A 20,788-nucleotide genomic window follows, 5' to 3' on the forward strand; every position below is an offset into this window, starting at 1 on the left:
GTAAGAGATGAGCAGTTACGTTACGAAGGCTGTGATCCCCGCGGCAGGACTCGGCACCCGGTTCCTGCCGGCGACCAAGGCCATGCCCAAGGAGATGCTCCCGGTCGTCGACAAGCCGGCCATCCAGTACGTCGTCGAGGAGGCCGTCGCCAGCGGCCTCAACGACGTGCTGATGATCACCGGCCGCAACAAGAACGCGCTCGAGAACCACTTCGACCGCAACGCCGAGCTCGAGGACACCCTCGTGCGCAAGGGCGACACCGACAAGCTGCGAAAGGTGAGCTACTCGACGTCGCTCGCCGACCTCCACTACACGCGCCAGGGCGACCCCAAGGGCCTCGGTCACGCGGTGCTCCGCGCCAAGGCCCACATCGGCCACGAGCCGTTCGCCGTGCTCCTCGGCGACGACATCATCGACGAGCGCGACCCGCTGCTCACCCGCATGCTCCAGGTGCAGCACGCGCTCAACACCACGGTCGTCGCGCTGATGGAGGTGCCGCCGGAGAGCATCCACCTGTACGGCGCTGCCGCGGTCGTCGAGACCGACCAGGAGGACGTTGTGCGCATCACCGGTCTCGTCGAGAAGCCGAGCCGCGAGAACGCGCCGTCGAACTACGCGGTGATCGGACGGTACGTGCTGCGTCCCGAGATCTTCGACATCCTCGAGAAGACCGCGCCCGGCAAGGGCGGCGAGATCCAGCTGACCGACGCGCTGGAGGGCCTGGCGACGGCGCCGGCGTGGACGGGTGGCGTGCACGGCGTCGTCTTCCGCGGTCGCCGCTACGACACAGGGGATCGGCTGGACTACCTGAAGGCGATCGTGCAGCTCGCCGTCGCGCGCGACGACCTCGGCCCCGAGCTGCTGCCGTGGCTGCGCGAGTTCGCCGAGAACGCCGGGCCCGCCGACACCGGCAGCATCCCGGCGCTGCCACTGCCGATCGAACCGGCGGCGCGGCAGCTGCTGCAGATCGCCGGGGCCTGATCCGCCCTGGGCGGACGCCGCCGCCCGTCACGGCGCCGGCTTGAACGGCTAGTGGAGGCCGAGCCGCTTCAGCGCGTGCTTCTCGCTCTCCCCGCGCTCGGCCTCCACTTCGTCGACAGCGACCGGGATGCTCGGCCCGATCGCCAGCCAGACGAAGCCGTCCCTGTGCACCAGCGGCACGAGGTCGGTCGTGCCGTCGCGCAGCAACGTGCGGAGGCGTTTGAGGAAGGCGTAGCCCTCCGACGGCATGGTGACGTAGGTCTTCCTGCGGTAATGGACGACGTGCGCCACGGTCTTGGCGCTCAGGCCGGCCACCTCTGCATCCGGGAACGGTTCGGCGGTGCGGGCTGCGGCGTCCTTCGTGTCGGTCATGCCACGAACGGTACGCCCGGTGCGTTAGCGTCGACAGATGCTCCCCACCGAACCCGCGCTCCTCGATCGGCTCGCCGACCGCGGCTGGCCGGCGCTCGAGACAGAACAGCTGGGAGGCTGGACGCTCCGCGCCTCCGGGGGCGTCACCAACCGGGCGAACTCGGTGCTCGCCTCCGCTGAGGCGCCCGACCTGGACGACGCGATCGGCCGGGCCGAGGCATGGTACTCCGAACGCGGCCTTCCGGCCGTGTTCCAGGTCAGTCCCGCCTCGCCGCCCGGCCTCGCGGTCGCGCTCGCGCGACGCCACTACCGCGAGCATTCGCCGACGGACATCCTCGTCGCCGGCAGCGAGGCGGTCGCGCGCACTGCATCGTCGCGGTCGTCCGGCGTCGTCGCGGACGTCGCCCCTCCCGGCTGGCTCGACACCTGGTGGGAGGTCGACGGTCGCGGCGGCGACCGCGAGCGAGAGACCGTCGCGCGCATCCTCTCGGGCGGCCCGGCGCTGTACGCGTGGTCCGGCGATCCCGCCGCACCCGACGCGGTCGCCCGGCTCGCCCTGGTCGGAGAGTGGGGCGGCCTCTACGCGGTCGCCACCCTCCCGCGGGCCCGCAGGCGCGGACTGGCCCGCAGTCTTGCGGGCGCGCTCGCCGTCGCGGCGTCCGACCGCGGCGTCGAGAACCTCTGGCTGCAGGTGCTCGCCGACAACGCGGCCGCGCATGCCCTGTACGCCGAGCTCGGCTTCGTCCAGGTCTCCGGCTACTCGTACTGGGAGAAGGTACGGCTGGCACGACCTCGTTAAACCCACGATGCCGGGCGGTGTGGATACTAGGGATACTCCACACTGCCCGGCATACGTTTCGGGGTTATCACCGGTGGATTATTCGGGTTCCTCCGACGACTCTTAGAGACTAGCAAACTTGTCGGCCATATGGAGGACATTTTTGTACCCCGGTGTGTCCCCAATGCGAGGGACTCGCTGAGCGCCGGTGTGCCGTCAGGCCGACAGCTCGCCGACCAGTGCCGCCACGAAGTCGTCGATGTCCTGCTCCGAGGTGTCGAACGAGCACATCCAGCGCACCTCGTTGCGCGACGCATCCCAATCGTAGAACCGGAAGTGCTCGCGAAGCCGGTCGGCGACGCCGGCGGGGAGGGTCGCGAAAACGCCGTTCGCCTCGGTGGCCTGGCTGAAGCCGACGCCCCGGATGCTGCCGTCGGCGATCCCGGCCTCCAATGCGCCGCGCAGGCGGGAGGCCATGGCGTTCGCGTGTGAGGCCGACCGCACGTAGAGATCGTCGGTGAGCAGGGCGATGAGCTGCGCGGAGATGAAGCGCATCTTCGAGGCGAGCTGCATGTTCAGCTTGCGCAGGTAGAGCAGCCCCTCGGAGGAGGCCGGGTTGAGCACCACGACGGCCTCGCCGTAGAGCATGCCGTTCTTGGTTCCGCCGAAACTCAGCACGTCGACGCCGGCGTCCGTGGTGAACTCCCGCAGCGGCACCCCGAGGGTCGCTGCGGCATTCGAGATGCGGGCGCCGTCCATGTGCAGCTTCATGCCGCGCGCGTGCACGTGGTCGGCGATCGCGCGGATCTCCTCGACGGTGTACGCGGTGCCGACCTCCGTCGTCTGCGTGATGGACACGACGAGCGGCTGCGCCCGGTGCTCGTCGCCCCAGCCCCACGCCTCCCGGTCGATCAGCTCGGGCGTCAACTTGCCGTCGGTGGTCTCGACGGGCAGCAGCTTGAGCCCGCCCACCTTCTCGGGCGCCCCCGCCTCGTCGGTGTTGATGTGGGCCGTCTTCGCGCAGACGACCGCGCCCCAGCGCGGCACCATCGACTGCAACCCGACCACGTTGGCGCCCGTCCCGTTGAACACGGGGAACACCTGGACGCCCTCGCCGAAGTGCTCGGCGAACACCTCGTGGAGGCGCTCGGTGTAGACGTCCTCCCCGTACGCGATCTGGTGGCCGGTGTTGGCCGCGGCGATCGCGTCGAGGATCTCGGGGTGCACACCCGCGTAGTTGTCGGAGGCGAAGCCGCGCAGGTTCAGGTCGTGGAGTTGAAGCGTCACCCGTCCATCCTAGATTCGCCCGGCGACAGCGCGCCTCTCCGGGGGGAGGCACCGCCGCGGGCGCAAAATAAATGTAAAACCTGAAATTGCTATTTGAAATTCCTGTGCCTAGTCTAGGTGAACCCCCGCCCGATCGCCTGGAGTCCTCGTGCACGCCCTCTCACCCCGTCGCCCGCCGGGTGTCATCCTCGCCGTCGCCGGGCTGCTGTCGCTCGTCGCCCCGACAGTGGCCGATGCCGCGCAGGCGACTGTCGCCGCGGAGACCTCCACCGCTGTCCCGGTGGGGGCAACAGCCCCGAGAGACTCCGAGAACGCCGCAGGCGAGCGCGAAGCGCGCGAGATCGCCGCCGCCTACGGCCACGACGTGATCGTCGACTCGCAGACGTCCGCCACCTGGTTGGTGAAGGCGCGGCCCGACGGCTATCTGGAGGCCGTCGGCAGCCAGGCGCCCGAGCAGGCCGAGGTGAACGGCCGCTGGCGACCGGTCGACACCTCGTTGGTGAAACGCGACGGTCGCTACGAAGCTGCGGTCGCCGCGGTCCCGGTGCGCATCGGCGCGGGCGGGTCGAACGAGATCGTGTCGATCCGCACGGAGTCCGGCGAATGGGTCACCGAGACCTGGCCGCACGGCGAGCTGCCGGCGCCGGTCGTTCGCCACGACTCCGCGACGTTCCGCGAGGTGCTGCCCGGCGTCGACCTGCGGGTGGCGGCGACGAAGTCCGGGATGCGCGAGGTGCTGGTCATCAAGGATGAGCACGCGGCGAAAGACGATCGCCTGGCGTCGCTCCGCTTAGCGGTGCACGGCGCTCAGCTGGTGGAGGACCCGGAGTCTGACACCCTCGAGGCCCGCCCGCAGGAGGGCGCGCCGCTGGTGGCCTCCATCCCGGTGTGGTGGGATTCGTCGCACCCCGGTGCAGACGCGGAGTCGCCGGGCGGCGCAGAGGCCCAGCCGCTCGACCGCTCGGTGTCGGGTCACGAGGCGGTGCTCGACATCGGAGCGGTCGTCGACTCCGGTGTGACATATCCGCTGTACGTCGACCCCGACTTCGGGGCCGGCCTCCTGGTGTACTGGTACACCGATCGCGCCTACCCGAATACGCGCTACGTCAATCAGCCGGAGACCAAGGTGGGTCGCGGCGTCGAGAACGGCATCACCTACCTGTCCCGCTCGTACCACCGTTTCGTCACGGAGCGACTGGCCGGGGTGCTCGTGCAGAGCGCCCAGTTCTCGATCACCCAGACCTGGGCCAACAGCTGTGATGCCAACCCCGTCCAGTTGTGGCAGGCCGGTGAGGGCGGCAACGACTACAGCTGGAACAGCGACCCCAACCTGCGCGGCCGCCTGCTGGATCAGCGGGTCAGCCGCAAGGGCAGCTCCTGCGAGGCGCCCGGGGCGGTCGGATTCGACGCGACAGCGGTCGTGCAGGAGGCCGCCGCCGTGGGCAACCGCACCGTCCTGCTCGCCCTCGGCTCCGCGGCGGGCGACGCGGGCAACCAGTACACCCGCAAGCACTACACCGGTCAATCGCGGCTGACGGTCACCTACAACACCCGCCCGGACGTCCCGACCGGCGCGCGGATGATAGCGCCAGACCGAGGGTGCAGCACCGATCGCGCAAACCCGTCGTACGTGAACGGTTCGCAGCCGCTGACGCTCCAGGTGAACGCGACCGACAGAGACCCCGAGAACGTGTCGGCGAACTTCTTCCTCCGGGAGCAGGCCACGGCTACGGGGCCCGCCGGACCGGAGCGGTTGCTCGCGGTCACGCCTCTGCAGGCGCAGGGTGCGAACCTCCGCACCACGATCGCGGCGGACTCGCTCGCCGACGGGCGCCTCTACGCCTGGTACGCGGAGGCGTCGGACTGGAAGCACGTGTCGGCGTCGCGCACGGCGCCGTGCTACTTCGTGGTCGACTCCAGCAAACCGGCTCTGCCGACCATCGCGCTCGTCTCGGCGGCGACATCCGACGGTCAGGGCGGCTTCCGCGTGCGCTCCCGTGTCGGCGAGGCCGTGACGATCCGGGTGACGCCGCCCGCAGACGAGCACATCGCCGGATACCAGGCCTGGTGGACGACAGGCACGGCACCCTCGACCAGTCCCGTCCCACCGGTGACCGATTACACGTCGGCGCTGCCCGCATGCCGTGACCACACGGGCGCCGCCCGCATCATCTGCGCGGACCCGGGGGGTGTCGTCGAGTTCCAGGCCGCCCCACCGGACACACTCGCGACGCTCTGGGTCGCGGCCTACGACCGGGCAGGCAACGTGTCCTTTGCGCTCGCCACCGGCTCCGGAGCGGCCGGACTCACCGTCCGCGCCGGAGCACCCGACCTGTCGGCGGGCCACGCGTGGATGCCGTGGGCTCCCTCCGGCACGAGGGTGGACGATGCGATCGGTGGAGTGCCGCTGACCGTCGGCACCTTCTCGGGCTGGCGTGAAGACTCCGACGAGGACCCCCAGCTGGCGTTCCCGGCACTGGAGACCTTGACGCGGTTCGTGGCTCCCAACTGGATCCACCGTGTCGAGGTCGACCCGGCACGGGTTCCGACGAACAACCGAATCGAGCAGACCTTCGGCCAGATCGCCCGTGCGGTCCCCGGGCGCGACCAGCCGCCGAACACGCACCCGCTGTATTCGTGCGCTTGGGGTGCGGCGAACATGCTCTCGAAATCGGCCACCTGCGAGGGAACGAACGTGGCGGCACGATTGCTCGGCTACGCCTGGAAGACGGCGGCCGACGTCCCCGGCGGGATGGCCGGCACTGAGATCTTCCGCTGCCGTGTAGGAAACGACTACTTCGTCTCCACCCAGAGGGCGTGCGAGGGCCAGACGTTCGAGGGCAGTCACGGATTCGTGGGCGCCTACCGGCCAACGGTCACGGACGCCCCGGTGGTCGACCTCGGGGCCTCGTACTCGGTGTCCGCCCGGGTCCAGCCGGCGACGGCCTCCGGGACCCAGACCGTTCTGGCCGGGGACGCCCAGACGGAATCTCCGTTCTCGTTGGGGATGGCGGACGGGCGTTGGCGGTTCTGCGTGCGGTTCGAGGGGGCGGCCGTCGTGCCCCACTGCGCGACAGGTCCCGCAGTGGTCGCCGGTCGTTACGCCACGGCGACGGGCACGTGGGATGTCGTGAATCACCGGGTTTCGATCGCGGTGTGGAACGGCCTGACGCTCGGCAGTGAGCACATCTACATCGATCCATCAGGCGCGAGCACGTCTTCTGTCGCGCTGGTGGTCGGATCGTCTCGCCAGTCGCGCGCGGTGGCGCACAACTTCGGCGGCTCGGTCGCAGATGTGTCCGTATATCCGTCGGTCCTCCCGGAGCAGAGCCTGACCTCCGTCCCCATCCCCCTCCCGTAACTGAAGCCACAACACCGAGGTGTCAACCATGAAGTCTCCACTCCGCCGCCTCCGATCGATCGTCGGCATCGCCGGGGCGGCGGCCGTCTCGGCGGCGCTGATCCAGGGCCCGCCCGCGCTCGCCGCCGACCGCCCGTCGGCGCCCGAGTGGGTGAAGGCCGTCGACGGCTCCGCCGCGGGCGACGTGGCATCGAAGGCGGGGGTTCCGCCGGAGTCCGCGCCCATCGTCTCCGCCGACCTGCCGTCGGGTTCGTTCGAGGTCGCGACCGACGGTCAGGCCGCTGCCGCGTCGGTGGCGGTGCCCAGTGCGGACGGGTCGAAGGCGACCGTCGTCGACGGCGCGTGGCGGGAGCTCGGCGGGAGCGGCGTCGCGATCGCGTCGGCGGGCGATCCCGCTCCCGTCACGGAAGCGAAGTCCCAGCTCTCCTCGTCGAAGAAAGGGAAGTCGAAGGCCAAAGCGAAGGATCGCGTCTCGCGGGTCGCTGCGACCTTCGTCGACCGCGACAGATCGAAGAAGCTCGGGGTGTCCGGGCCGGTCCTCGAGCTGAAGCGCGCGGACAAGAAGTCGGCGAAGACCGCCGTTGGCGTCCGGATCCCGAAGAAGCTGCTCGACGCGGCTTTCGGCGCCGACTACTCCTCGCGCGTGCGCTGGGTGCAGGTGGATGCGAGGAAGATGCCGGCGTCGGCGAAGGAGTTGGCGCAGGTGGCGACTCCGGTCGAGTCGCAGACCGCCGCGAACGGAGACGACCTCCTGATCACGCCCCGAGTGGGCGGTGCGCCGATGATGATGATGGCCATGGCGGCGCCGGCCGGCGATAGCGGCACGGGCGATTTCACCGCCACGTCGCTCAAGCCGTCCGCCGCGTGGGACGTGTCCGCCCAGACCGGTACGTTCAGCTGGCAGTACCCGTTGCGGGTGCCGCCGACGGCGGCCGGCCCCGCGCCGGAGCTGTCGCTCTCGTACGACTCGCAGTCGGTGGACGGCCTGACCGGTTCCACCAACAACCAGCCGTCAGCGATCGGTGAGGGCTGGTCGCTGGCCGGGTCGGGGTTCATCGAGCGCAGCTACGTGGGGTGCGCCGTGGACGACGGGCCGTCCGGTCCGGTGAAGACCTCCGGCGACCTGTGCTGGAAGAATGCGAACGCGACCGTATCGTTCGCTGGGCACTCGGGCGAACTGATCCAGATCGCGGGCACGAACCAGTACCGGCTCTCCAACGACGACGGCACCCGGTTCACGGAGTTCTCCGGCGCCCCGTGCGCCCCGAACGGCACGTCCGACCGGGCCTGTTGGCAGATGATCACCACCGACGGAACACAGTATCTGTTCGGGCTCAACCAGCTTCCCGGGTACGCCGCAGGCAAGCCGACCACCAACTCCGCGTGGACCGTCCCGGTCTTCGGCAACGATGCCGGGGAGCCCTGCCACGCCGCCACCTTCGCCGCGTCGTCGTGCGACCGGGCGTGGCGCTGGAACCTCGACTACGTGCTGGACTCGCACGGCAACTCCCAGGCGTTCTACTACAACGCGCAGACCAACCGGTACGCGAAGAACGGCACTACAGGAACCGCGTACGTGCGCGGCGGTGAACTGCAGCGCATCGAGTACGGACTGACCCAGTCGAATGTGTTCGGTGCGAACGCGGCCGGTGGCAAGGTGCTCTTCTCGTACGACAAGAACGGCCGCTGCTCGGACGCGGGCGGCGGATCATGCACGGCTCAGCCGGCAACCGGCAATGCCGTCAAGCCGGCCAAGCCGGCGGCGTATCCTGACGTGCCTTTCGACCAGCTGTGCACCTCCGGAGCGTGCGTCGGTCAGATCTCGCCGACGTTCTGGACGACGTCGAAGCTCTCTTCGGTGAAGACCCAGGTGCTGGCCGGCGGCGCGTACAAGGATGTCGACTCCTGGACGTTGAAGCAGTCGTTCCCGGCTCCCGGTGACGGCACCGCGGCAGCCCTCTGGCTCGACAGCGTCACGCACACCGGCCAGTCGGAGTCGGCGACTCTGACCGAGCCGAGCGTCACCTTCGCCGGCACGCCGCTGCAGAACCGAGTGTGGGCGGTCGACGGCCTCGCACCGCTTGACAAGTGGCGGATCGCGTCGATCAAGACCGAGCTCGGTGGCACCGTCTCGGTGAACTACTCGGGCCAGCAATGCGTGCCCGCCGACCAGAAGGCGATCTTCGCCGCTCCCCAGAACAACCTGAAGCGGTGCTTCCCACAGTGGTGGTCGCCTCAGACGACTCCGCCACAGGCGCCGCAGCAGGACCTTTTCCACAAGTACGTGGTCACCAGCGTGATCGACAACCCGAACACCGGCGGTGCAGGTGCTGCGGCGATCGAGAAGAACTATGTCTACGGTTCTCCCGCGTGGCGGTACAACGACTCACCGCTCACACCGGCTGACAAACGCACGTGGTCGATCTTCGCCGGGTATGACAAGTCCGAGGTCCGGGTCGGCAGCTCGGCCAAGCCGGCGGACCAGCAGGTCACCGCTTACACCTTCTTCCGCGGCCTCAACGGTGACCGGGCCGCCCCGGCCGGTGGTACCAAGAACATCCTGGTCGGCGGCGTCCCCGACGAGCGCCCGTACGCCGGCCGGGTGCGGCAACAGGTGTCGACTCTGGGGGTCGGCGGCGCCGCGCTGTCGACGACGACCACGACGCCGTGGGCGTCGGCGGCAACCGCGAACAACGGGTATCACGCCGCGTGGTTCACCGGCGACGGCACGGTCGTCGTGAACGAGCCTGTCTCGACCGGTGGAAACCGCACCACAACGACGACGCGGACCTTCGACCCGTCGTCGGGTCTGGTCCGTTCCGAGCAGGTCGTGCCGAGCGACGCTGCGGCGACGTGCATCTCGACGGCCTACGCGGCACCGAACACGACCCTCAACCTGATCGCGGCGGTCGCCGAGGTGCGCCAGACGGCCGGGACGTGCGCTGAGGCCGAGTCGGCGGGCTCCGATCGGCTGCTCAGCAACGTCCGCACTTCGTACGACGGCGCCGCCTTCGGGGCGGCGCCCACCCGTGGCGACGCGACCAAGACCGAGGTCGTCACGGCGATGTCGGGAGCCGCGAAGACCTGGTCGACCTCCTCCACAACGAAGTACGACGCTCTCGGGCGGCCTCTCGAGGTGACGGATGCGCTAGGGCGGATCTCCAAGACCGCTTACACGCCCGCGGGAGCCACCGGCCCGACGACGGCCGTCGAGACGACCAACCCTCTCGGCTGGAAGACGAAGACGCAGCTGGATCCGTCGCGGGGGACGGTACTGTCCGTCACGGACGTGAACGGCAAGGCGACGACCGCGGCGTACGACGCACTCGGCCGGCGAACTGCGGTCTGGCTGCCGAACCGTCCGCAGGCGAGCAACGCATCCTCGCCGTCGATGTCGTACGCCTACTCGGTCTCGCAGTCACAGGCATCGAGTGTGACGACGGAGACCCTGGTCAATGCGTACATGGAGACGTCGATCGACCTGGTCGACGGGTTGGGGCGCGTGGTGCAGACGCAGGCGCGCGCCGTGGGAAGCGGCGCCGTGATCAGCGACACCGCCTACGACTCGCAGGGCCGCACGACGACGACCACGAAACCGTACTGGGCCAGCACGACGCCGTCGACCAAGCTGTTCGTCGCGACGAGCATGAATCAGTTGCCGTCGCGAACGGACACCAAGTACGACGCCGCCGGCCGTACCGTGGCGAGCATCCTGTACACGTACGGGAACGAGGTGTTCCGCACCGGGTATGCGTACAAGGGAGCCGACCGGGTCGACCTCACTCCGCCGTCGGGCGGCACTCCGACCACCACGATCACCGACAGTCGCGGGAACAAGTCCGCGCTCACCCAGTACCAGTCAGCCACCCCGTCGGGTGCCGGATTGACGACGCGGTACGAGTACAACGCCGCCGGCGCGATGACCGCCATGGTCGATCCGGTCGGCAACCGGTGGTCGTGGCAGTACGACCTGCTCGGCAACCAGGTGATCGCCGACGATCCGGACTCCGGGCGAACGGCCTCCACCTATGACCTGCTGGGGAACGTGACCTCCACGACCGACGCGCGCGGGCAGGTGCTGGCGTACTCGTACGACACGCTCAACCGGAAGACGGCGAAGTTCTCGGGGTCGACCAGCGGTCCGATGCTCGCGTCGTGGACGTTCGACACGGTGGCGAAGGGCAAGCCGTCCGCGTCCATCAGCTATACGGGATCGACGCCCGGTAAGCCCGGTCTGGCCTACACGTCCGAGGTGGGCGGCTACGACGACCTGTACAACGTGACGTCCTCCACGGTGTCGATCCCGCAAGGGGCTCCTGCGTTCGGCGGGACGAACTACAAGGTGTCGCAGTCGTTCAGCGATTCCGGTCTCCGAGCGCAGACCGTTCTGCCGGCGATCGGTGGGTTGCCGACTGAACGAGTGAACGACATGTATGACGCTCGCGGAAATGTGCTGGGCCTCAAAGGCACGACCACATACGCGTTCGCTTCGTACTCCCCGACCAGTGATCTCACCTTCCTGGTTCGGGGCGCGTCCGGCAACACATTGGACACCACCTACGGGTACAACCCGGCCACCGGCTGGGTGAACCAGGTGATCGACACCTCGGACACCGACGATTGGGCGACCGAGGCGAATCGGGTGATCACCCGGAACAATGCGGGCGGAATCACGAAGGTCGCGACGTCGAGCGAACGGGGTGCGACGGATACGCAGTGCTTCGGCTATGACGGTCTCCAGCAGCTGACGGAGGCATGGACACCGGCGAACGGTGATTGCGGTGCGGCGCCGAAGGTCGCGGGTTTGGGCGGTCCGGCCCCGTATTGGACGTCGTATGCGGTCGATGGGGCGACGGGGAACCGGTTGTCGGTGACGAGTCACTCGAAGTCGGGCGACTCGAAGACGGCGTACGCCTACCCTGCGCCGGGTGCGGCTCGCCCGCACGCGGCGACGAAGGTCGGTGCGGGTGCGTTCGGTTATGACGCGACGGGCAACACGGTGTCGCGTCCGGGGCAGTCGTTGACGTGGGACGAGTCGGGCAAGCTGGCGACGGTCACGACGAACGGTGTGACGCAGTCGCGTGTGTATGACGCGGACGGCAACGTGTTGCTGCAGACCGACCCGAAGTCGGGTTCGAAGCTGTTCCTGGGCGGCACGGAGGTGACGCTGGCGCCGGGTGCGTCGGCGGCGTCGGCGGTGCGGACGTATTCGTTCAGGGGTCAGCCGGTGGCGGAGCGTTCGACGAAGGCGGGTAAGTCGGGATCGACGGTGACGTGGTTGGCGGGTGATCTGAACTCGACTCAGGACGTGGCGGTGAGCCAGTCGACGGGTGAGGTGACTCGCCGTTTCGCGGACCCGTACGGCAATGCCCGGGGTGCGAAGGCGGAGTGGTCTAGCGGTCACGGTTACTCGAACGCACCGGAGTCGCCGGTGACGGGGCTGACCCAGTTGGGTGCGCGTGCGTATGACCCGGTGCTGGGGCGGTTCTTGTCGGTGGATCCGGTGCTGGCGCCGGAGAACCCGTTGCAGAACAACGGGTATGCGTACTCGCACAACAACCCCGTCACAACGAGCGACCCGTCAGGGTTGGCCCCGGGGTTGATGCTCGCCGACAACGGTGGGTCTTACGGGGCCCCGCGCGCCCTCGGTTCGTACAACACGCCCAAGCCTTCTGCGCCAACCAGTAGCAGCAAGGGTGACGGCGGTGGCCAAAGGCCCAGCAGTACAAGCGGCGGGGGATCCTCATCGGGCAAGGGGCCGAGCAAGCCGAAGCAGCGTGACTCGGCAATGGACGTTGCGAAGTGGGTCACCAACTCTGATCTCGGTCAGACCTTGATGATGGGCTGCGGGTTCATCCCGATCCTCGGCAGCCTCTGCGCAGGTGCCGAAGCTGCCGCATACGCGGCGCAAGGCAGATGGGGTGAAGCGGCCTTCTCGGCCGCAGGGATCGCCGCCGGGGTCGCGGTGGGCGCAGGCGCCGCGGTCGGTACAGCGAAGATCGCGGCCAAGCTCTCCGCGCGCGCAGCCAAGAGCGCCGAAAAGGCAGCAAAGACTGCAGACGGCGTTGTTCCGGCTTTGAGTGCAACCCAACGCCGCACGCTTGATGACGCGCTCAGGCCCGATAAACTCGATCACGTCTTTGATCCGAAGCATAATTTTGGTCCGCTGGTGCAGAAGTTTGGGAGCCGCGAGTCCGCAATGGAGCAGATCGTCAGGGGTATTGGCGGCCCGCTGCCACAGGCGGGACGATTTGAGATTGCCCAGAGCATCGGAGGTCAGGCCGTCGTTATCCGTGGTGCGGTCGTGGATGGTGTCCCCCGCATGGGAACTGCGTTCACGCCATGAAACAGTTGAAGCCCGGCAATCGCCTTCCTGCAGACATCCGTCGGCTAGTCGCGCGGGTGACGGCTCCTCTCGGAGATGCATCCGTGATCCTGCAACGCCAGGCCGAACACGCAACGGTCGTCCGATGCACAGCCACGATGCTGGATGTAGAAGTGCCGTCGGGTATGCCAATCGTCGAACTTTCGGATGGCCCAGCGCCTTGCGTCGCACTGGTCTACGACGGTGAGCAACTAGTTGGCGAACTGCTCGTGTGGGTTCGAGACGGCCGTTTAATCGGCTTGGAGCAAGCTTGGTACACCGATGACCCGCCAAAATCGTGGCCTTCTCCCGACACGCTGCGAGTCGCATGAGATTTGATGTTCGGCACCACGCGCCCGCCGCAGGGTCCTGCTCCCGACCGCGCTGAGGATCTCGAACGGGACCGCCGTCGTCGTTTCGTCGAAGGACTCGAAGCGGCTGGGCTGCCAAGATTCCAAGTACGCAGTACAGACTTCCGGACGGAATTGGTCCGAAGGCTGAGTGGTCCAGCGGCCACGGCTATCTGAACGCACCGGAGTCGCCGGTGACGGGGCTGACTCAGTTGGGTGCGCGTGCGTATGACCCGGTGCTGGGGAGGTTCCTGTCGGTCGATCCGGTGCTGGCGCCGGAGAACCCGTTGCAGAACAACGGGTATGCGTACTCGGCGAACAACCCGGTCACCAACAGCGACCCAGATGGGAAGTGTTATGTCGCGGGCAAGGACAGCATGAATTTCAAGGCGAACTGTGGTGGGGGCGCTGGCATTTCTGCACCCCAGATCCCTGGTCAGAGTCAGTATGTTCCGCAGCCTGGGACCTTTGACGATTGGGCGATCAACTCCAAGGGCGACAGTCGAACGGTGTCAGGGAGGATCCCGCCCCCTGACTCGAAGCTCAAGATCGCGGAGGCGCCGGATATGGGCGTGCGGATGTTGGGTCCCGACCTCCGAGGCGAAGATGCTTACGGGAAGTGGGCGGACAAGGAGCGCAAGAACAAGCAGCGCGAGGCCGCACGGCAGAAGGAACTCGAAGACGCCGAGTTGAAACCGGGCACAGGAAAGTGCGGTGCCATTTCTGGCAAAGCGTTCGCTGGGCTAGGCGGTTCATCCTGTGACGTTCGCACACTTGATGGATCCTCACGGGCAATGCGGCGCTCGGGTTCGGACTCGGGGCTGGCGCCTCCATGACAGAGATAGAGACGAATGCGCGAACAGCTGAGGAACTCGCCGGCGCCTCTTTTGGATTCCAGGGTGGCGCCGTGTTCTTGGCCGGTTTCGTTGCAGATCAATCGTGGAGCATGTTCAATCCGGAGGTTCGTACGACTCAGTTCGGATATGGGGTCGGTGGAAACGCGTACGTTGGCGCAGAGGTTGGGTGGACATGGGTCTTGTACTGAGCCCTAAGGCTGAGCTGGTTGCACTTCGGCTACTACGTTCCATTCAATCGGGCGTAGCGATGCTGAGCATTGCTTTGGGATTGTTGGCTTTCGGGATTGAACCGCTGCGTGAGCAATGGATCGGCCTACTTCTTTTCCTCATCGCACTCCTGGCATTTGTAGTTCAATCAATGCTCATGCTCGCAATTTGGGGAGTTCAAAGTGTCGTACCGGGTCGTGGTGGAAGTCTTCTCAGCCGGGAGCTGAGGCAGCACCGGCGAGCGCTGTCAGGCAAGAGGAAGGCGGGCGAGGTGGCGGTCATTGCATTCGCGGTCTCGTTCTTTGCTTTAGCGGCTATGACAAGCGATTACGATCGTGCGGCTGGGTCCTCATGGAGCGGCTTTGCATTCGCGTTGTTCGGGAGTTTTGCAGGATCGTCGGCCCTGCCGATTGCGTTGAAGCGGACTGGCTGATGGCGATCCGAGAACCAGTGGTGATTGAAAGCGAGGGCGCCGGAGCGTCGCCCGCCCAGGCGATCTCGACGAGTTCGGATCGTGGGAGCGAAAACTACTCTCGACGAGGCGAGCACCGTTGGGCGGTCCGGCCCCGTATTGGACGTCGTATGCGGTGGATGGGGCGACGGGGAACCGGTTGTCGGTGACGAGTCACTCGAAGTCGGGCGACTCGAAGGTGGTTGGCGGGTGATCTGAACTCGACTCAGGACGTGGCGGTGAGCCAGTCGACGGGTGAGGTGACTCGCCGTTTCGCGGACCCGTACGGCAATGCCCGGGGTGCGAAGGCGGAGTGGTCTAGCGGTCACGGTTACTCGAACGCACCGGAGTCGCCGGTGACGGGGCTGACTCAGTTGGGTGCGCGTGCGTATGACCCGGTGCTGGGGCGGTTCTTGTCGGTCGATCCGGTGCTTGCGCCGGAGAACCCGTTGCAGAACAACGGGTATGCGTACTCGCACAACAACCCCGTCACGAAGAGTGACCCGGATGGGAAGGGCGATTTTCAAGGCGAACTGTGGTGGGGGCACCGGCATTTCTGCGCCTCAGATCTCTGGTCAGCGCCAGTATGTTCCGCAGCCTGGGAGCTTTGACGATTGGGCGATCAAATCCAAAGGCGACAGTCGAACGGCCTCCGGGAGGATTCCGCCTGACATCAAGCTCAAGATCGTGGAGGCTCCGGACATGGACGTACGAATGCCGGGTCCAGACCTCCGTGGCCAACTGCATCCCATGGTCACTCCCAGCGGAGCTGGTGGGCTTCGACTTGGTTCGGGTGTGACAAGAACGGAGCTAATCACCACGGCTCGTACTGCTGATGAGCTCTCGGGCGTTTCGTTTGGTTTCACGGCGGGAGCCGTTTACGGTGCAGGGCTGACGGGCAACCAGCCCTGGAGCCTGACGAACCCCGAGATTAGCGTTACGCAGACGGGCTATGGGATGGGAGGCAAAGCCTACGTGGGTGCCGAAGTGGGGTGGACGTGGGTCTCGCACTAAGTCGGTCTCGGGAGTCGCAAGTGCGGCACATCTTCCAGACGCTCTATTCAGGGATAGCGGCAATCGCTGTCGCGACTGGACTGATCGCGCTGGCGTCTGAGCCGTTGCGGTCGCCGTGGATAACGGGATCCCTCTTCCTGCTTTCTTTGGCGGTTGTCCTCGCTCAGATGGGCCCGACCTTGCTGGTTTGGGGCGTTCGTGCGTTCCTCTCCATGCGGAACGGCGGTATTCGTCGTGCAATGAGGAAACGCTGGCGTGTGGTGTCTCGTGTGCACAGACTAACGGCAGGATCGGCCCTGGCGGCGGCGATCGCGTTCCTGGTGCTTGAGGTCATTTCGGAGGCCCAGTCGCCCAAGGTGGTCTCGTCATGGGGCGGATTGGCTTTTGCTCTCCGGGGATGTTTTGTGGGACTTCGGATGCTGCCCGTCTCTGTCGCACGATCACGCGAATAGCGGGTACAGCTCCGGATGAGGTCCACGCAGCAACGTATCCGAGACGGTGGAACGCGCAAGGCGATGACGGCTTCTCGAACTACACGAGAGGCATCGGGTACGCGGCTGTCGTAGGTGATCGACTCCCGGGCCATAGATGTAACATTTTTTGGATCTAGTGGACGGGTTGAGCGCGCGAGGTCCCGGCTCTCCGGCTCGCCCACTTCTGTACGGGAGATGGCGATCACGTGGCGAACCGTAGAACACAATCGACGTTGGATGCACTCGCCATGGCGCTCATCCTCTCTCTAACTGGCTGTTCGACAACGCCAGATAGGTCCGGCGTGGTCGGTACGTGGGTCAACGAGGGGCCACGTGCAAAAGAGGCCGTGTTGGTGTTCTCGGGCGACGGGACAGTGCGGGCGTGTGGGCTTCCAAGCCCACTCATCCAGTCTGCTTTCGCCGACGTTCTCGACTGGGATCGACGTATCGGCCTTCTCGGCGCGTGGACGTTCGAGGGGTCGCGGGTCTACCTCGATATTGACCGCGTGCTGCTTCGCGGGCTACCGACCGCTGGGATCTCCGGAACGTACCTATACGTGAGCGGGCCATCTTCGAGCCCGGAACTGACAGTTGCCCTGGGCGATCCGGATGAGGGCCGACGATTCGCGTTCCATCGGACAGGCAATCGCCGTTGTGACCCTGATGACTCAGATTGACGAGGTCAGCTTAGTCGAGGGCAGTCTCTCGTGTTTTAACGTTCGGCGCGGGCCGGCAAACAGAATCTATCAACGCGCTGGCCAGGGAGTCGGGACGCATACTGCGGGGGCTCATTGGTCCGGAAGTGGGTGCGCATGAGTTGTGAATTGAGCCCGCGAGTCGAGCAGTCCATAGTTTGTATATTTTACGTACTATATACGTCGATTGTGACCGCATCCGTATTAGTTGGGCTTGCTGCCCTCGTGCTGGTCCCTTTGCGCTCTCAGTGGGTTGGGCTCGCCCTCGCGCTGTTCGCCCTCGGCAGCTTCTTCGCGCAGGGTGTGTTTGCTCTCGTGGTCTGGGGGGGTGAAGTCTGTCGCTACGTTTCGCAAGGGGTCGCTCAACCATGCGGCTCGAAGGTATCGGCGCTTGTGGTCGAGAACGGCCTGGGCGGTCGGATCCATGCTCATCGTCGTTGGGGCAGTCTTTGTGATCTTCGATTCCGCGATTCCGAGCCCAGGGCGAAGTAGTGTCTGGATCGGGCTTGCTATCGCGATCTTCTTCAGCCTCGTTGGAGCGGACTCATTGCAGCTGTCGGTTCGACGACGTTGATTCATCTGACGCGGGTGGTTGAGGGCATCGAAGGGTGCGACTGGGAACAGCTCAGGATCAGGCTCGGCAAGATCGGCCAATGGGAGATCGAAGACTACAAGCCGAATGTGGTCGGCGCGCGGTTGTGGAATTCGATGGTCGAACGACATGAGGCCCGGCTATGGCCTTCAACGGTGGATACAAGGATCGAATCACCGAGACACGGCATGGCTGGGGCTCTAAGGGTGCCTTCACGAGGGTTCACCAGGAGTTCGGATGGAGAGAAACGCTGCGATGGTGAGGCAGAAACGTGTCCGCAGGGGGCTTGTCACCGCCGCCCTACTAATTGTCGTGTTAGCCGGCGGGGTCTATGGCTCCTATGGGTGTACGGGTGGGGGCCGTTCCCGTCAAGGACTATGTCGGTCAGTGGAGGTTGTGCGGCCCAGACGGCCGATTCGCAACGATGACGTTGCGTGAGGACGGTTCACTGGATGTGACTCAACGCCTCGAGTGATATTTGCGCTCGGCGGCTGTTCAGCACCCGACTGGGAGCACCCGGTTGACCTGACCGGGGACTGGGATGCGCGAAGCTCCACACGTATCTGGGTGCAGGTTGAAGATCTGGCGAACACATACATGTGGGTTCGTGGGCGCGGGTGGGGTATGACGCTCAATGTCGACGCCACCGGCGACCCGGACGAAAGCCGTTCGTACACTTTTCAACGCGTCGCGGCGCCATGACCCGACCTACAGCGTCGCCCTCTACTCCGCCCCAACCACCGCCACCCGCACCCCGTTGACGTCCGCCCCCGCGACCTCCCACAACCCCACGACCGCCTCCCCCAGCCGCTCCTCGAGGCCGGCCAGCGTCTTCACCACGAAGACGACCGCGGCCGATTGCGGCGCCTGCTTGGCGAGGCCCTGGGCCACCGCTCGCGTCCAGGCGTCGGCGGCCGCCTTGGCGGCGGCGTAGTTCGCGCCTCCGGCGTACGGCGCCTCCACGGCGGTGGAGGACACGATCGCCAGCCGGCCGGCCGGGGAGGCGACCAGGTCGTCGTAGAAGACCCGCGTCGTGTTGCGCAGGGTGCGGAAGCCGCGCTCCAGGAATTCCCAGTCCTCGTCGCTCTGGCCGGCGATCCCGCCGCCGCCACGCCAGCCGCCGACCAGGTGGATCAGGCCGTCGATGCGGCCGAACTTCAGGTGGATGCGCATGGCGAGCTCGGCGACCGCGTCGCGGTCCGCGAGGTCGCACACGCGGGTGTCGACGCCGGGCACGGCGGTGGCGAGCGCCTCGAGCGCCTCCTGGCGCGTGCCCACGGCGAGGACCGTCGCGCCTGCCGTCGCGAGGGCGCGTGCAACGGCCTCGCCCGACGCGCTCGTCGCACCGGCGATCAGGACCAGCCGGCCGGCGAGCACCCCCTCGCCGGCCGTGCCCATCGCCGGCGCCGGCCCCGTCTCTTCGGGTGAGAACCGGGCCGGCGCCGAACCCTCGTGATCTGTCACGCGTCGTCCGTGGTGCCCGTGATCCCCGACGTCGACTCGATGACCGCGGCCATCTTCTTGTTCAGCGCCTCGTAGAACATCGACAGCGGGAACTCGTCGTCCAGGACCGCGTCGGTGTAGCCCTTCGGCGCACCGGAGAGGATCTCGTCCGACAGTCCTCGTGCCCAGTTGGAGGCCGGGTGCGGCGTGAGCGTCTCGGTGAGCATCGCGTACGCGGCGAGCCAGTGCGCCACCTTCGGGCGGTCGATGGAGCGCCAGTACAGCTCGTTGATCCGGTCGCTGAGCGCGACGACGACATCGGGGACGGCATCCCAGTCGATCGTCAGCTGCGTGTCGGTCCAGTGCAGCACGTCGTGCTGGTGCATCCACGCGAACAGCAGCTGGCCGCCGAGCCCGTCGTAGTTGCGCACGCGGCTGCCGGTGATCGCGAAACGGAAGATGCGGTCGAAGATCACCGCGTACTGCACGAGCTTCGCGTGGTCGCGGATCTCGCGCTGCGCCTGCGACAGCTCCGCCCCGGGGAGCGCGCCGAGCTCGCGCTGCAGCCGTACCGACTCGCGGAACGCGGTCAGGTCGCAGCGCAGCTCTTCCAGCGAATAGAGGAAGAACGGCATCCGCTGCTTGATCATGAACGGGTCGAACGGGAGGTCGCCGCGCATGTGGCTGCGATCGTGGATGATGTCCCACATCACGAAGGTCTCCTCCGTGAGGTGCTGGTCATCCAGCATCCGTGCCGCGTCCTCCGGCAGCTCCAGCTTGGTGATCTCGGCGGCGGCGCGCACCACCCGGCGGTAGCGGGCGGCCTCGCGGTCCTGGAAGATCGCCCCCCAGGTGAACTGCGGGATCTCGCGCATCGCGACGGTCTCCGGGAACAGGACAGCGGAGTTGGTGTCGTACCCCGGCGTGAAGTCCACGAACCGCAGGGCGACGAAGAGCTTGTTGCCGTAGTCGCCGGCCTCCAGCGCCGCGACGAACTCGGGCCAGATGACCTCGACGAGCACGGCCTCGACGAGGCGGTTCGTGCTGCCGTTCTGCGTGTACATCGGGAACACCACGAGGTGGCCGAGCCCGTCGACACGGTGCTGCTGCGGCTGGAACTCGTTCAGCGCGTCGAGGAAGTCGGGAACTCCGAAGCCCTCGTCCGCCCAGCGGGCGAAGTCGCGGCGCAGCGCCTCGAGGTAGGCGGCGTCGTGCGGAAAGAACGGCGCGAGCTCCGCGACGGCCGCCACGATCGTGGCGGTGAGCTCGGCGGCGGCCTGCTTGTCTGACTCCTGCTCGACGGAGCCGTCCTTGACCTGGAGCGACTGGAGGGCGGTTGCCGCGTCCTTGAGCCGGAGCCACGCGGGATGCGTCGCGACCTCGCGAACCGAGCGGCCGTCCTCGACGACCTCGGGCTCCCCGACAATGGCTCCTGCAGTGAACTGCGGGACGAATTGAGACATGACGAACCTCCCGTCGTGCGATCGGCCGCGGTCGCGGCGGTGCGATGGGCGCACCCCTGCACGCCCTGCCTCCGAGCCTAACCGCGCAGACCGGACGAT

Annotated in this window: 13 protein-coding genes; 8 read left to right on the top strand and 5 right to left on the bottom strand. The window is 66.9% G+C overall.

The window, feature by feature from the left end:
• The first annotated feature begins 7 nt into the window (after positions 1-7).
• Complete coding sequence (gene galU, locus KNO15_RS10880) at positions 8-982, top strand: UTP--glucose-1-phosphate uridylyltransferase GalU (RefSeq protein ID WP_241703744.1); 975 nt, start codon at positions 8-10, stop codon at positions 980-982.
• A gap of 48 nt (positions 983-1,030) precedes the next feature.
• Here galU and KNO15_RS10885 read toward each other — a convergent pair whose 3' ends face one another.
• Entirely contained in the window at positions 1,031-1,354 is a 324-nt protein-coding gene (locus KNO15_RS10885; RefSeq protein WP_241703745.1) for a hypothetical protein, read from the bottom strand.
• A gap of 37 nt (positions 1,355-1,391) precedes the next feature.
• Here KNO15_RS10885 and KNO15_RS10890 point away from each other — a divergent pair, with 37 nt between their 5' ends.
• Positions 1,392-2,153, top strand: a complete 762-nt coding sequence (locus tag KNO15_RS10890; RefSeq protein WP_241703746.1) for a GNAT family N-acetyltransferase — start codon at positions 1,392-1,394, stop codon at positions 2,151-2,153.
• Between the two features lie 195 nt (positions 2,154-2,348).
• On the opposite strand, the gene KNO15_RS10895 is transcribed toward KNO15_RS10890, so the two are convergent.
• Positions 2,349-3,419 (bottom strand): threonine aldolase family protein, encoded by a 1,071-nt coding sequence (locus tag KNO15_RS10895; RefSeq protein ID WP_241703747.1) that lies wholly within the window; start codon positions 3,417-3,419, stop codon positions 2,349-2,351.
• A 148-nt stretch (positions 3,420-3,567) separates the two neighbouring features.
• Here KNO15_RS10895 and KNO15_RS23340 point away from each other — a divergent pair, with 148 nt between their 5' ends.
• From KNO15_RS23340 to KNO15_RS10925, 6 genes are all read left to right on the top strand, one after another.
• Positions 3,568-6,780, top strand: coding sequence for a LamG domain-containing protein (locus KNO15_RS23340; protein WP_241703748.1), 3,213 nt, complete (start codon positions 3,568-3,570; stop codon positions 6,778-6,780).
• A gap of 28 nt (positions 6,781-6,808) precedes the next feature.
• Positions 6,809-13,126 carry an RHS repeat domain-containing protein gene (locus KNO15_RS10905; protein ID WP_241703749.1) on the top strand — a complete coding sequence of 2,106 codons (6,318 nt, stop codon included), beginning with the start codon at positions 6,809-6,811 and terminating at the stop codon, positions 13,124-13,126.
• Between the two features lie 541 nt (positions 13,127-13,667).
• Positions 13,668-14,330, top strand: coding sequence for an RHS repeat-associated core domain-containing protein (locus KNO15_RS10910; protein WP_278046529.1), 663 nt, complete (start codon positions 13,668-13,670; stop codon positions 14,328-14,330).
• A 193-nt stretch (positions 14,331-14,523) separates the two neighbouring features.
• Positions 14,524-14,991, top strand: a complete 468-nt coding sequence (locus tag KNO15_RS10915) for a hypothetical protein (RefSeq protein WP_241703751.1) — start codon at positions 14,524-14,526, stop codon at positions 14,989-14,991.
• A gap of 251 nt (positions 14,992-15,242) precedes the next feature.
• Positions 15,243-15,620, top strand: coding sequence for an RHS repeat-associated core domain-containing protein (locus tag KNO15_RS10920; RefSeq protein ID WP_241703752.1), 378 nt, complete (start codon positions 15,243-15,245; stop codon positions 15,618-15,620).
• A gap of 1,124 nt (positions 15,621-16,744) precedes the next feature.
• Entirely contained in the window at positions 16,745-17,173 is a 429-nt protein-coding gene (locus KNO15_RS10925) for a hypothetical protein (protein ID WP_241703753.1), read from the top strand.
• Between the two features lie 222 nt (positions 17,174-17,395).
• Here KNO15_RS10925 and KNO15_RS10930 read toward each other — a convergent pair whose 3' ends face one another.
• The 3 genes from KNO15_RS10930 to KNO15_RS10940 all read right to left on the bottom strand — a co-directional run bounded on the left by KNO15_RS10930 (position 17,396) and on the right by KNO15_RS10940 (position 20,689).
• Entirely contained in the window at positions 17,396-17,914 is a 519-nt protein-coding gene (locus tag KNO15_RS10930) for a hypothetical protein (protein ID WP_241703754.1), read from the bottom strand.
• 592 nt (positions 17,915-18,506) lie between these two features.
• Positions 18,507-19,181 (bottom strand): SDR family oxidoreductase, encoded by a 675-nt coding sequence (locus KNO15_RS10935; protein ID WP_241703901.1) that lies wholly within the window; start codon positions 19,179-19,181, stop codon positions 18,507-18,509.
• A gap of 62 nt (positions 19,182-19,243) precedes the next feature.
• A complete protein-coding gene (locus KNO15_RS10940) occupies positions 19,244-20,689 on the bottom strand; it encodes a DUF6421 family protein (protein ID WP_241703755.1) in 1,446 nt (481 codons plus the stop codon).
• Positions 20,690-20,788: the final 99 nt, after the last annotated feature.

The organism is Leifsonia shinshuensis, assembly GCF_022606355.1.
GTDB classification, from domain to species: Bacteria; Actinomycetota; Actinomycetes; order Actinomycetales; family Microbacteriaceae; genus Leifsonia; species Leifsonia shinshuensis_B.

Coding starts and splice junctions, on each gene's coding strand:
- galU (WP_241703744.1), top strand. CDS start 8: ATGAGCAGTTACGTTACGAAGGCTGTGATCCCCGCGGCAGGACTCGGC.
- KNO15_RS10885 (WP_241703745.1), bottom strand. CDS start 1,354: ATGACCGACACGAAGGACGCCGCAGCCCGCACCGCCGAACCGTTCCCG.
- KNO15_RS10890 (WP_241703746.1), top strand. CDS start 1,392: ATGCTCCCCACCGAACCCGCGCTCCTCGATCGGCTCGCCGACCGCGGC.
- KNO15_RS10905 (WP_241703749.1), top strand. CDS start 6,809: ATGAAGTCTCCACTCCGCCGCCTCCGATCGATCGTCGGCATCGCCGGG.
- KNO15_RS10915 (WP_241703751.1), top strand. CDS start 14,524: ATGGGTCTTGTACTGAGCCCTAAGGCTGAGCTGGTTGCACTTCGGCTA.
- KNO15_RS10925 (WP_241703753.1), top strand. CDS start 16,745: ATGGCGCTCATCCTCTCTCTAACTGGCTGTTCGACAACGCCAGATAGG.
- KNO15_RS10930 (WP_241703754.1), bottom strand. CDS start 17,914: ATGTCGTTCGACCATCGAATTCCACAACCGCGCGCCGACCACATTCGG.
- KNO15_RS10935 (WP_241703901.1), bottom strand. CDS start 19,181: ATGGGCACGGCCGGCGAGGGGGTGCTCGCCGGCCGGCTGGTCCTGATC.
- KNO15_RS10940 (WP_241703755.1), bottom strand. CDS start 20,689: ATGTCTCAATTCGTCCCGCAGTTCACTGCAGGAGCCATTGTCGGGGAG.